Here is an 11,888-nt window from a genome sequence, read left to right on the forward strand (position 1 = left end):
ATCAGGCCGCGGTGTCCGATGCAGCTGCTTTTCCGTCGGTGTCACTGGCGGCGCGCTTGTCGTCTCTGTCGTCTCTGGCGTGCTTACCGCGCTGGACATCGTTGCCTGCTGATTTCTTGGTCGTCTGCCGAGACTCACGCTCGCCGGGCGTGTCGTCATCGGGCTTCGCATGCTTGCCGGCGCGCGGCGCGCTTTCGTCGGCCTTCCCCGCGTCGGCCTTGCCTCCTCCGCCGCCGTCGTCGGTGGCGGCGTCGTCGGTAACGGCGCCGTCGGTGGCGGCGCCGTCTTGATTCGAGTCGTCTTGATCCGAGTCGTCGTCGACTGCGTCCACGTCGGTGACGGCCTCGGCGGCGACCGCCACACTGCGCCGATCCGATTGCGACACTTCAGCTTCGGCCGCACCCCCCTCCGGACGGTCGTAGGCGGAGTCGATGAGCGGGCGCAGAATCTTGTCCAGGTAGGCGACAGTCTGATCAGACATGCCTGCGTCGGCGAATGGCTTCAGCACAGGCAGGACCTTGGTGGGGATGAGAACGGTCGTCGTCGTTCCGCCCTTCGCGTTCTCGGTCTTGGTGATGTACTCCTCGGGCACCTGCGAAATATCGGTGAACGCCGCCTGATAGTGGAGTTGGTTGTAGCCCATGTATGCGTTGACGACGGCGAGCAGATTGAACGGGTTGTCGGGAAAGTCGGCGACACCGTCGTATTCGGCCCTGACGATCAGCAGGTTGTAGGGCGTCTCGGGCAACGGCTGGTAGTCGACGCCGCTGAGCCGGAAGAAGAAGGGGCTCGGCGCGCCGTACATGGCGGCATCGAGTTCGCTCGGCGGCGGTGCGTCCGCGTCGTTTTCGAGCCGCCGTAGCACTTCCGCGATGGCCGGCGCGGTCTGCGAGACACCGCCGATAGTCTTTTTGCCCGGTGTGCTGTACACGGCGTCGTACATGCTGTCGGCCGCCGCGTCGATGGATTCGCCGAAGTCGTCAGTGCCCGCGAAGGGCACGTTGACCCGGTGATCGTATTCGGCGAAGTAGCCGCCGAGCGCATTCGCCAGTTCCTCGTCTGTGAGGTCGGCATACCGCCCCGCGCCACCGAGAATCAAAGCGGTCGAGGCACTCGCGAGCCCCGGGGAACACCCGACAGCGAGGACTCCCACTGCTGCACACAACCGCTTCATGGACCATCCGTTCGCGTCGAGTCAATACCTAAGTAATTTGCTGCTGTCGCACAGGCTATTACTCGAAGCACGACTAAGCAACCAGTACCCAGTCGTCACCACGCGAACGTAGGGATGCTCCTCGTTTTAGAAACAGGCGCTTGAAGAGGCTCTTCGCGAAAATTTGGAAACGCGGCACCCTGTGCGGCACAGCCGAACGCGTCTGATTTTACAAAATCAGCAAAGCTGTCGAAATTTACGCTGATGCGCGGCTCCAGCCCGTTGACGGACGTCGAATTGATCAGTCGGGCCGGTGTGCCTTCGCGCTCTGATACAGACAGATCGCGGCGGCGGATGCGATGTTCAGACTCTCCGCCTCGCCGGGCATCGGAATACGTACCCGGGCTGTAGCGAGCTCGACGAGAGCAGAGGGCAGGCCATGTGCCTCCGGCCCGAACAGCCACGCCGTGGGCCCGGAAAGCTCGATGTCGTCGAGGCTGACGGTGCCATCGAGCACGGTGGCGAGCACGTGGAGCCCGGCGGCGCTGATCTGTGTGACCGCGCCCATGGCATCGGGGCAACTGACCACGGGGATCGAGAAAATGCTCCCGGCAGAGGCGCGGAGGCACTTGCCGTTATAGGGGTCGACACTGTCACCCGCGAGCACGACGGCATCGGCGCCCATCGCATCGGCCACGCGGATCAGCGTCCCGGCGTTGCCGGGCTCTGAGATCTCAACCGGTACCGCCAGCAGGGCGGGCTTGGCATCGAGCACATCGGAGAGGGTCGCCCCCGGGAGCGAACAAACCGCAACGAGTCCGACCGGAGTCACGGTGTCCGAGAGTGCTTTTGCGGCCTTGTCGGTGACGATCTCCACCGGCGACTCGCCGAGCAGGGCGGCGAACCTCTCCGCGGCGCTCTCGGTGGCAAAGATCTCGCAGACAAGTCCGCGCCGCAACGCTGCCTCGACGAGGTTGGGACCTTCGGCGAGAAAGCGCGCGGCGCGGCGGCGCCCGGTGTGGCGGTGTAGTTTGACCGCCGCCGCCACCCGGGCAGAACGCTCGGTGAGCGTCAGGCAGCCTCGCCCGACGGAGCGTTGACGTCCTCGGGCAGGGCGGCCTTGGCGGCTTCCACCAGTGCGGTGAAGGCGGCCGGATCGCTGACCGCGATCTCTGCGAGGTTCTTGCGGTCAACCTCGATACCGGCGGCCTTCAGGCCCTGGATCAACCGGTTGTAGGTGATGTCGTTGGCGCGGGCGGCGGCGTTGATACGCGAGATCCACAGCTTGCGGAACTCGCCCTTGCGGGCACGCCGGTCGCGGTAGGCGTAGGTCAACGAATGGAGCTGCTGCTCCTTGGCCTTGCGGTACAGGCGTGACCGCTGCCCGCGGTAGCCCTTGGAGGCCTTCAGTACGGTGCGCCGCTTCTTCTGCGCGTTGAGTGCGCGCTTCACGCGTGCCATGGGTAGTCCTTATCTCGGAGGGTCTGGTTCAGGAAAGGGCGGCCGTCAGCCGTTCAGCATCTTCTTGACGCGCTTGACGTCATTGGCGGCCACCACGGTGCGGCCGTCGAGTCGGCGCGTTCGCTTGCTCGGCTTGTGCTCCAGTAGGTGCCTGCGGTTGGCCTTCTGACGGACGACCTTTCCGGATCCGGTGGTACGGAACCGCTTCGAAGCGCCGCTGTGGGTCTTCGCCTTGGGCATGTTTCCTCAGTTCTGTGGTGTGTCGGTGGGGGCGTCGGAGCCTGGTGCTGGTCTACGCGCAATCGGCTCGTCGGCGTCGTGCTGCGCCTTGGCGCGAGTCTTCGCGCCGCGGTGCGGTGCCAGCACCATCGTCATGTTGCGGCCGTCCTGCTTGGCGGACGTCTCGACGAAGCCGTAGTCGGCGACGTCTGCGCCCAGGCGCTGCAGGAGCCGGAAGCCGAGTTCGGGTCGCGACTGCTCGCGTCCGCGGAACATGATCGTCACCTTGACCTTCGACCCGGCTTCGAGGAAGCGGATGACGTGACCCTTCTTGGTCTCGTAATCGTGCGGGTCGATCTTGGGACGCAGCTTCTGTTCCTTGACGACGGTCTGCTGCTGGTTCTTGCGAGACTCGCGCGCCTTTTGTGCCGTCTCGTACTTGAACTTGCCGTAATCCATGATCTTGCACACCGGCGGCTTGGCGTCGGGGGCAACTTCGACAAGGTCGAGATCGGCATCCGCGGCGACGCGGAGTGCATCTTCGATGCGCACGATGCCTACCTGTTCACCGCCCGGTCCGATAAGACGGACTTCAGGTACGCGGATGCGCTCGTTGACGCGGGTCTCAGTGCTGATGGGGCCTCCTATGTTGTCCTCAGGAGCCCCCCACGCCAGCGGCACAACTGTTCCTGTAGAACAGACGAGCCCTGCTAGAAGCAGGGCCCAATGCCGACCAGGACAGACATCGTCGATGTCTGTGACCGGACCGCAGTACCTTTGAACGAATCGTGGTAAGCGGTGGGAGTGGGACTCCACTTGCTGTCCCTGGCCAAAGCCGGGACGGTCGCGCGTGAAAGTCTAGCACTCGTGACCGATGATCCCCGTATCCGCGAACTGGCCGAGATTCCCGCCGTCGAGGTGATCACCAGGTGTGCCGTGATGCTCATGAGTGCCGCCGCGGAGAAACTGGGCCTTTCGGATGACGATCCCGAGGACAGCCCCAGTCGCGACCTGGACGAGGCGCGGCGCCTCATCACCGGTCTGGCCGGACTCGTGACAGCGTCGGCGGAGTACCTCGGCCCGCACGCCGGACCGGTGCGTGACGGACTCAAGACGCTCCAGTTGGCCTTCCGCGAGGCCAGCGCCGCGCCCGACGAACCGGGTCACGGTCCGGGAGAGAAGTACACCGGGCCCGTCTGGTAGCGCGCGCGGCGGAGCCGAACATCCAACCGCGCGGCGGAGCCGAACATCCGACCGCGTCGCAGCCTTTGCGAATATCCTCGCGCCCTATGACCCCCACCAGTCTCGTCAGGGCGCATCCGAAGTCGGGTTACCGGTGGGTGCCCGCGGCCGCCGGCTGGATCGTGGGCGTCATCGCGACACTGTCGCTGATTGCGAGCATCTCGCCACTGGTCCGCTCGGTCATCAAGGTTCCCCGCGAATTCGTCGACGACTACATCTTCAACTTTCCCGACACAAGCTTCGCCTGGGCATTCGTCCTCGCCCTGCTCGCCGCCGCCCTCGCGGCGCGCAAACGCATCGCCTGGTGGATCCTGATCGGCTACATGATCGCCGCGGTCTTCGTGAATGTCGTCGATCTCATCAGCGGCGAAGAGCGATGGTTCGAAGAGATCGGCGAGGTCATCGGCCTGGTGTTCCACCTCGCCGCGGTCGCATTCCTGCTTCTGGCCCGCAAGGAGTTCTGGGCCCGGGTGCGTCGCGGCGCACTGCTCAAAGCCGCCGCGACGCTCGTCGCCGGCATGGCCATCGGCACGCTCATCGGTTGGGGGCTCCTCGAACTCTTCCCGGGGTCGCTGGCCCGGCCGGACCGCTTCTGGTACGCGCTGAACCGGGTGGGTGCCTTCGCGGGTGCGGACGCCAGCGCGTTTTCCGGCCACCCGCACGTATTCGTCAACGCATTGCTCGGGTTGTTCGGTGCGATGGCGTTGATGGTCACGGCCGTGGTCCTGTTCCAGTCGCAGCGCGCCGACAATGCCCTCACCGGTGAAGACGAATCGGCCATCCGCGGTCTTCTCGAGGTTTACGGCAAGAACGACTCACTGGGCTACTTCGCAACCCGTCGCGACAAAGCCGTGGTGTTCGCCCCCAACGGGCGCGCCGCAATCACCTATCGCGTCGAGGTGGGCGTGTGTCTGGCCAGCGGCGACCCCGTAGGCGACCCGAAGGCGTGGCCGCAAGCCATCGAGGCGTGGCTCAAGCTCTGCGAGACCTACGGTTGGGCGCCGGGCGTCATGGGCGCCAGTGCGACCGGTGCACAAGCCTTCCGCGAGGCAGGATTGAACGCGCTGCAGCTTGGCGATGAGGCAATCCTGCACCCGGACGCGTTCCGGCTGTCCGGCTCGGACATGCGGGCCGTGCGACAAGCGGTCACCCGCGCCCGGCGTTCCGGCGTCAGCGTGCGTTTCCGCAGGCATCGTGAACTGTCCGCCGAGGACATGGCCGAGGTGGTCGCGCACGCCGATGCGTGGCGAGACACCGAGGATGAGCGCGGCTTTTCGATGGCGCTGGGCCGGCTCGGCGATCCCGCCGACGCCGACTGCCTGCTCGTGGAGGCCCTGCAGGGGGATCAGGTGGTGGCGATGCTCTCGCTGGTGCCGTGGGGCAGCAACGGGGTCTCCCTCGACCTGATGCGGCGCGCGCCCCAATCCCCCAACGGCACCATCGAATTGATGGTCAGTGAGCTGTGCCTGCAGGCAGAGGACATCGGTATCACCCGAATCTCGTTGAACTTCGCGATGTTCCGCTCCGCATTCGAGCAGGGCGCCCAGCTCGGTGCAGGACCGGTGGCACGGCTGTGGCGCTGGCTACTGGTCTTCTTCTCCAGATGGTGGCAGCTGGAGACGCTGTACCGATCCAACATGAAGTACCAGCCGGAGTGGGTTCCGCGCTTCGCCTGCTACGAGGACGCGAGGCTGATCCCCCGGGTCGGGGTGGCCTCGGTGATCGCCGAAGGCTTTCTGGTGCTTCCGTTTTCGCGTCGTCACGAGCAGCCCCACACGGGTCACCACATCGCCGCACCTGGATCTCTGGTCGCGACGGGGCTGCTGCACAGCGATGGCACCGCACCCGATGCCATCGGCCTTGAGGCGGACCTCGCCGACGAGGACGTCGCGCCGCGTCTGCCCGAGCAGGTGCGGGTCCGGATGGCGAAACTGAAAGAACTGCAGGACCGCGGCGTCGACGCCTATCCGGTGGGCAGCCCGCCCAGCCACACCGTCGCACAGGCACTGGCCGCCGCGGCGGGAACCGAGGTCACCGTTTCGGGCCGGGTGCTGCGGCTGCGGGACTACGGCGGTGTACTGTTCGCACAATTACGCGACTGGTCGGGAGAAACCCAACTTTCCCTTGATAATTCGCTGTTGAGCGACGGCTCCACCTCGGACTTCACCCGGACGATCGATTTGGGCGACCTCGTCGAAGTGACCGGCACGATGGGCCGTACCCGTTCAGGCACGTGGTCGGTGCTGGTCACGCGCTGGCGCCTCATCGGCAAGTGTCTGCGCCCGCTGCCCGACAAATGGAAGGGTCTCACCGACCAAGAGGCTCGGGTTCGCGCCCGCTACGTCGACCTTGCGGTCAACACCGACGCCCGAGACCTCATCCGGGCACGCAGCGGGGTGCTGCACGCCATCCGCGAAACCCTTGTCGGAAAGGGCTTCCTGGAGGTCGAAACGCCGATTCTGCAACAGATCCACGGTGGCGCCAACGCACGCCCGTTCCTGACGCACATCAACGCCTACGACCTCGACCTGTACCTGCGTATCGCCCCCGAGCTTTATCTGAAGCGGTTGTGCGTCGGCGGGGTCGAGCGGGTCTTCGAACTGGGCCGCGCATTCCGCAACGAAGGTGTCGACTTCAGCCACAACCCGGAATTCACGCTGCTGGAGGCGTATCAGGCGCACGCCGACTACAACGTCTGGATCGACGGATGCCGTGAGCTCATCCAGAATGCTGCGCAGGCCGCCAACGGTTCTCAGGTCTTCATGCGTCCCCGAGAAGACGGCACGCTGGAGCCGCACGACATCTCCGGCCAGTGGTCAGTCAAGACGGTGCACAACGCTGTCTCGGAAGCCCTGGGCGAGCACGTCGACGTCGAGACCGATCTGGCGACGTTGCGACGCCTGTGCGACAAAGCGGGCATCCCTTACCTGACGCACTGGGACACCGGTGCGGTGATTCTGGAGATGTACGAGCACCTGGTCGAGGACCAGACGACGGAACCGACGTTCTACAAGGACTTTCCGACGTCGGTGTCGCCGCTGACCCGGCCGCACCGCAGCATCCCCGGCGTCGCCGAGCGCTGGGACCTCGTCGCGTGGGGTGTCGAGCTCGGAACCGCGTACAGCGAGCTGACCGATCCGGTCGAGCAGCGCCGCAGGCTGCAGGCCCAATCGCTGCTGGCCGCGGGCGGCGACCCGGAGGCCATGGAGCTCGACGAGGACTTCCTGCAAGCCATGGAGTACGCAATGCCACCCACCGGTGGGCTCGGCATGGGTGTCGACCGCGTGGTCATGCTCATCACCGGACGCAGCATTCGCGAGACGCTGCCCTTCCCGTTGGCCAAACCCCGCTAGGAGTTGACAGCGGGGTCACAGGGATTCCCAAGGGTCACCCGTCACTGTATAGGCGTGACGCTGCATGGGACTTTTCCGGAAGCCCTGCGCCACCCGCTGTCGCTGATGCACGGGTGGCTACCTCTGACCGTGCAGATCCTGGCGGCGACCGCCGTCATTCTCGCCCTAGGGTGGCGCACCAGGCGGTGGCGGCTGATCTGGTTACCGTGGTCGGCGTTCATCGGGGCGATCCTCGCGCTGGGCACCTATCTCTACATCGATTCGGCGGGCATCGCCGACGATTCCAATCCGGCGCCGCACACGCTGTGGCTGTGGATCGCGTTGTCAGGCTTCGCCGTCGGCGTACTGATGTCGGGATGGCGCGGAAGCCGATGGTGGCCACGGGTTGCCGCGCTGGTCGCGGTACCGCTGTGCGCGCTGTCGGCGGCACTGGCACTGAACCTGTGGGTCGGCTACTTCCCCACGGTGCAGACCGCGTGGAATCAGCTCACCGAAGGCCCGCTGCCGGACCAAACCGATCCGGTCACGGTCGCTGCGATGCAGAAGCAGCACGCGATCCCCATCAAGGGCAGCGTCGTCCCCGTCGACATCCCGGACAGCGCATCGGGTTTCAAGCACCGGCAGGAATTCGTCTACCTGCCGCCTGCCTGGTACGCGAGTGACCCGCCACCCGCACTGCCCACCGTGATGATGATCGGCGGCGAGTTCAACACCCCTGCCGACTGGATGCGCGCAGGTGGCGCGGTGAAGATCCTCGACGACTTCGCCGCCGCTCACGGCGGTTACGCACCCGTGTTCGTATTCGTCGATCCGGGCGGCACATTCAACAACGACACCGAATGCGTCAACGGACCGCGTGGCAACTCCGCGGATCACCTCGTCAAAGACGTTGTGCCTTTCATGAAGTCGACCTACGGCGTCAGCGCCAGCCCTGCGAACTGGGGCGTGGTCGGTTGGTCGATGGGCGGCACCTGCGCCGTCGACCTGACCGTGATGCATCCGGATACGTTCAGTTCTTTCGTCGACATCGCCGGCGACGCGGCACCCAACTCGGGATCGCAGACCGAGACGGTCGACCGCCTGTTCGGCGGCAACTCCGCGGCCTACGCGTCGTTCGACCCGACCGCGGTGATCACCCGGCACGGGCCGTATCAGGGGATCGCCGGGTGGTTCGACGTCAACACCGCAACGACTCCAGGCGCCAAACCCAACGACCAGGCGCTCGCCGCAGGCTCGCTGTGCGGGTTGGGTGGCAAGTCAGGCATCGAGTGCGCCGTGGTGTCCCAACCGGGCAACCACGACTGGCCTTTCGCCTCGAACGCTTTCGCCGCCGCGCTGCCCTGGCTGGCAGGCAAGATCGGCACCCCCGGTGTCGCGCAGATCGGCTTCCCGGGGGCCATCCGCGGGTAGCGTGGTGGGCATGCCGGATGAGCCCATCATCGACGCCGAAGTCGTGCCTGCCGAATCAACCACTCCGGCTGACACGGGCTACACCCCTGAAGGCGTGCCGACATTCGACTCCGTGCGGGAGAAAATCGAAAACCGCTACGCCACGTCGATCGGATCTGCCGAGCTGGACGCCGAGACGCCGGAAGGGCGCACCATCGCCGAGCAATACGACGCCCGGCAACGGGCGGCGGCCGAACGGCTGGCTCAGATCCGCGAATCGATGGACCCGAAACCCGATCAGTAGTCGGACTCGGCCGCAAGCACCTCTGCGAGGAAGGCATCGGCCCCGAGCCGTTGCAGCCTCATTCGAGCGAAGGCCCGCACACGGTCCCGCACGTCGGACGACTCGCCGATATCGACGCCGATCCGGACCGCCGTTTCCCGCCAATCACGGCTCCAGGCAAGCGTTTCCGTCACCGGGGTGCGCTTCTCATCGAGCAGCGCAACGGTTGCCGTGCCGGTGCTGTCCAGCTGGCCGGCACCGGTGATCCCCCCCGAGCGGACGTGGACGGCAATGCCCGCCGGCGAGCCGGGACCCGACAGCTGCGTGCGCACCACAGCGCTGGCAACGGCACCGTCGGTTTCGACCTGCCAGTCGACGGTCCCCTCAGCGGCGTCGAACACCCGTGGCGGAACCGCCGCCCAATTCACCGAGGCCACACCTCGTGCGACCGCTTCGGCTGTGCCACCGGCAGCGCCGGCTCCCGCCACCAGCGCGTAGTCGTCGCGGGTACCCACTTGCGCCGCAACGACCGGTGTCTCGATCGAGATCCCCGTGTCCTCGGCGAGCTCGGTGCAGGCCTCGACCAACTCGCTGACCCTCGGATCGCCCAATCGTGCAAGCGCGGTGAGGACTTCAGCATGGGGGGCCAGCAGCTCCGCCACATCCGAGTCGAACGTGCCGTCGGCGAAGTAATCCTCCGCGGACGCAGTCAGCTGAGCGAGTTCCCCGGCGAGCAGCGCGTCGTCGAGTTCGACGATGCCGTCGCGGTAGCTCGCCGGCCACCAGCGACGCAGCCAATGACCCAGCGCGAGACGTCGCAGCGGTTCGAGCGCTCCCGCGTCGAAGGAGACGCCGTCGACATCGAGCTGGCCTTCGGGTGGCGCGGCCAGTGCGGACACGATGGAGCTGTGCCCGTCCTCGCCGACGATTCGCCAAAGCCATTCCGCGCGAACCGGGTCGGTGAACGCCATATGCACGGGCGCGTCCGGATCATCCACCGTCCACGACAGAACCGCGCCGGACACCTCGAGGACGGCCGTCAGCGGAACGGCGTCGCGTGGCGCTTCCGTCGCCCACAGCCCCGACTCCGCGATGAACCTCATTGGACGTCCTGGGCTTCGAGCATCGCCTTGATGCGCTGACGATGATCCAGACTGACCGACCGCGACACTCCTTCGAGAAGCTCCCGGATGTCGTCGACGTCGGTGCAGGGCTCCTGCCAGACGTCCCGGCCATGCAGACGCGCCCACAATCGGTTCAGGTAGGGCCGGCAGAACGCGGCGAGTTCGTCGACGATCGTCTGCTGGCGCGGGTGTACGGGGCCACCCTCGGCGAGGTAGCGCCGGGCATGCAGGACGTACGCCTCTTTGCGTAGCCGCGCCTGGATCTGACGTGCGAGGTCGGTGCGGCATTGCGCCGCCTCGTCGAGGGGTGCGAGGTCGACGGCGACCTCGATGCCCGCGATCAACGTCGCCTGCTTGTCTTCGCCGAGCAATCCCCATGGCGCACAGGACCGGTCGACTTCCTCGGCGCACAGCAGTGGAATGTCGGGCAGCTCGTCCCGGGCCAGAGCGCGGCGCAAGGTGGCCCGCACCCGGTCCACGACGCTGCGGTCGAGCGGTCGACCGCCCTCACCTCCGGTGATGACCGGAGGTTGCTGCGGCTCAGCCGAACTCAGGCCGAGCGCGACGATCGACCACGGCAGGCGCGAGGCGTCGCTGCGCGCCGACGCGCCCAGGTTGTACGGGGTCGCGTCGGCGACCAATGCCGACCACACACGTTGGCGCGCAACCGATGCGTTGTGTCCGTCGGCCTTGCCCAGCACGGTGCTGAGCCCGACCAGGAACGGACCCGTGATCTCGGTTCCCGCCCGTACGTCGAGCCAGCTGTCGGAGACCTGCGCCGCCAGAGCGGCGACCACGTCCTCGTCGTCGACGTGGCGGTTGAGCACCTCGATTGCGGTGCGGTCGCGGTCGGAATGCACTTCCCGAAGGATCGCATCAGCAGCGTCGGCGTCCTGCTCACCCGGCATGCCGCGAGTCACCGCAAGCTCGAAACACAGGGGGAAGTAGATCTCCTGAGCGTTGCCGGTGGTGATGCGCAGCCTGCGGCGGCCGCGTTTGAGCAGCTCGAACCACCGGGCGGTGGCCCGCAGCGCGTCCGCCTGCCCGAGGATGGTGTCGTGCATCTCGGCGGCGACGTCGGCGGTGACGAACGGCGCCGAAAACTTGGTGTTGGACCGCAGCCGGAGCACCAGGGGATCGATGATGCGCTTGACCGTGCGACTCAGCGGTCCGCCGTCGTCAGCGCTGAGCACCTCGACACCCGGTCCGATCGCCCGCCAGGCACGCTCGATGACCGCGCGGCGGGGTTGCCGCAGTGCCACCGAGGTGTCCGTTCCCGTGCTCACCGGAACAGGATAGAAGTTGGGTTTGGTAGCTGTGGGCCTCATCGACCCTGAGGGCATGCCCAGCGTGTTGACCCTGATCTTCTTCAGCTTCCTTTTCGCCGGCACGGTGGCGGTGCTGTTCGTGCCGACGAGCACTGTGATCAGGTCCCGCGGCGTCGTCGTCGGACTTCGCCTGACCGGAGATTTCTCCGCGGACTGCCATGAGGTCGAACTCGACGTCATGGTCAGCCGTCCCGAGGGCGGGCAGTTCCCGGCCCGCGAGACGACCCTGATCCCCGAGAGCGCTCTCGCCAGCTTCACGCCCGGCAGCATCATCGACATGTATTACCGTCCCGGAGACGAGTCCTCGGTCGCGGTGCGCATACCGCGCCGGTGACG

General features: G+C 66.4%; 12 protein-coding genes. 5 read left to right on the forward strand and 7 right to left on the reverse strand.

Annotation, left to right across the window (positions count from 1 at the left end; translation table 11 throughout):
• Position 1: 1 nt before the first annotated feature.
• From AWC12_RS16200 to infC, 5 genes are all read right to left on the reverse strand, one after another.
• A complete protein-coding gene (locus AWC12_RS16200; protein WP_085175520.1) occupies positions 2-1,174 on the reverse strand; it encodes a PE-PPE domain-containing protein in 1,173 nt (390 codons plus the stop codon).
• A gap of 280 nt (positions 1,175-1,454) precedes the next feature.
• The gene (locus AWC12_RS16205) at positions 1,455-2,201 is read right to left on the reverse strand and encodes a TrmH family RNA methyltransferase (RefSeq protein ID WP_085175522.1); all 747 of its coding nucleotides are present in this window, start codon (positions 2,199-2,201) and stop codon (positions 1,455-1,457) included.
• Between the two features lie 23 nt (positions 2,202-2,224).
• Complete coding sequence (gene rplT / locus AWC12_RS16210; RefSeq protein ID WP_005149096.1) at positions 2,225-2,614, reverse strand: 50S ribosomal protein L20; 390 nt, start codon at positions 2,612-2,614, stop codon at positions 2,225-2,227.
• 45 nt (positions 2,615-2,659) lie between these two features.
• Positions 2,660-2,854, reverse strand: a complete 195-nt coding sequence (gene rpmI / locus AWC12_RS16215; RefSeq protein WP_024444391.1) for a 50S ribosomal protein L35 — start codon at positions 2,852-2,854, stop codon at positions 2,660-2,662.
• Between the two features lie 6 nt (positions 2,855-2,860).
• Positions 2,861-3,514, reverse strand: coding sequence for a translation initiation factor IF-3 (infC, locus tag AWC12_RS16220; protein WP_085175524.1), 654 nt, complete (start codon positions 3,512-3,514; stop codon positions 2,861-2,863).
• 186 nt (positions 3,515-3,700) lie between these two features.
• On the opposite strand from infC, the gene AWC12_RS16225 reads away from it, so the two are divergent.
• The 4 genes from AWC12_RS16225 (at position 3,701) to AWC12_RS16240 (ending at position 9,121) form a co-directional block, all read left to right on the forward strand.
• The gene (locus AWC12_RS16225; protein ID WP_036463753.1) at positions 3,701-4,036 is read left to right on the forward strand and encodes a DUF1844 domain-containing protein; all 336 of its coding nucleotides are present in this window, start codon (positions 3,701-3,703) and stop codon (positions 4,034-4,036) included.
• An 86-nt stretch (positions 4,037-4,122) separates the two neighbouring features.
• Complete coding sequence (lysX, locus tag AWC12_RS16230) at positions 4,123-7,428, forward strand: bifunctional lysylphosphatidylglycerol synthetase/lysine--tRNA ligase LysX (RefSeq protein ID WP_085175526.1); 3,306 nt, start codon at positions 4,123-4,125, stop codon at positions 7,426-7,428.
• Between the two features lie 105 nt (positions 7,429-7,533).
• Positions 7,534-8,838, forward strand: a complete 1,305-nt coding sequence (locus AWC12_RS16235) for an alpha/beta hydrolase (protein ID WP_085175746.1) — start codon at positions 7,534-7,536, stop codon at positions 8,836-8,838.
• A gap of 43 nt (positions 8,839-8,881) precedes the next feature.
• On the forward strand, positions 8,882-9,121 hold the full coding sequence (locus AWC12_RS16240; RefSeq protein ID WP_024444386.1) for a hypothetical protein: 240 nt from the start codon (positions 8,882-8,884) through the stop codon (positions 9,119-9,121).
• Here the strand turns inward: AWC12_RS16240 and AWC12_RS16245 are convergent.
• Together AWC12_RS16245 and AWC12_RS16250 are read right to left on the reverse strand one after the other, a co-directional pair.
• Positions 9,115-10,203 carry a hypothetical protein gene (locus tag AWC12_RS16245; protein ID WP_085175528.1) on the reverse strand — a complete coding sequence of 363 codons (1,089 nt, stop codon included), beginning with the start codon at positions 10,201-10,203 and terminating at the stop codon, positions 9,115-9,117. The genes AWC12_RS16240 and AWC12_RS16245 overlap by 7 nt on opposite strands.
• Positions 10,200-11,510, reverse strand: coding sequence for a hypothetical protein (locus AWC12_RS16250; RefSeq protein ID WP_085175530.1), 1,311 nt, complete (start codon positions 11,508-11,510; stop codon positions 10,200-10,202). Before AWC12_RS16250 ends, AWC12_RS16245 begins: the two co-directional genes overlap by 4 nt.
• A gap of 55 nt (positions 11,511-11,565) precedes the next feature.
• On the opposite strand from AWC12_RS16250, the gene AWC12_RS16255 reads away from it, so the two are divergent.
• On the forward strand, positions 11,566-11,886 hold the full coding sequence (locus tag AWC12_RS16255; protein WP_133057347.1) for a hypothetical protein: 321 nt from the start codon (positions 11,566-11,568) through the stop codon (positions 11,884-11,886).
• The last annotated feature ends 2 nt before the right edge of the window (positions 11,887-11,888 follow it).

The organism is Mycolicibacterium iranicum (assembly GCF_002101705.1).
GTDB classification, from domain to species: Bacteria; Actinomycetota; Actinomycetes; order Mycobacteriales; family Mycobacteriaceae; genus Mycobacterium; species Mycobacterium iranicum.

Coding starts and splice junctions, on each gene's coding strand:
- AWC12_RS16200 (WP_085175520.1), bottom strand. CDS start 1,174: ATGAAGCGGTTGTGTGCAGCAGTGGGAGTCCTCGCTGTCGGGTGTTCC.
- rplT (WP_005149096.1), bottom strand. CDS start 2,614: ATGGCACGCGTGAAGCGCGCACTCAACGCGCAGAAGAAGCGGCGCACC.
- rpmI (WP_024444391.1), bottom strand. CDS start 2,854: ATGCCCAAGGCGAAGACCCACAGCGGCGCTTCGAAGCGGTTCCGTACC.
- lysX (WP_085175526.1), top strand. CDS start 4,123: ATGACCCCCACCAGTCTCGTCAGGGCGCATCCGAAGTCGGGTTACCGG.
- AWC12_RS16235 (WP_085175746.1), top strand. CDS start 7,534: ATGCACGGGTGGCTACCTCTGACCGTGCAGATCCTGGCGGCGACCGCC.
- AWC12_RS16245 (WP_085175528.1), bottom strand. CDS start 10,203: ATGAGGTTCATCGCGGAGTCGGGGCTGTGGGCGACGGAAGCGCCACGC.
- AWC12_RS16255 (WP_133057347.1), top strand. CDS start 11,566: ATGCCCAGCGTGTTGACCCTGATCTTCTTCAGCTTCCTTTTCGCCGGC.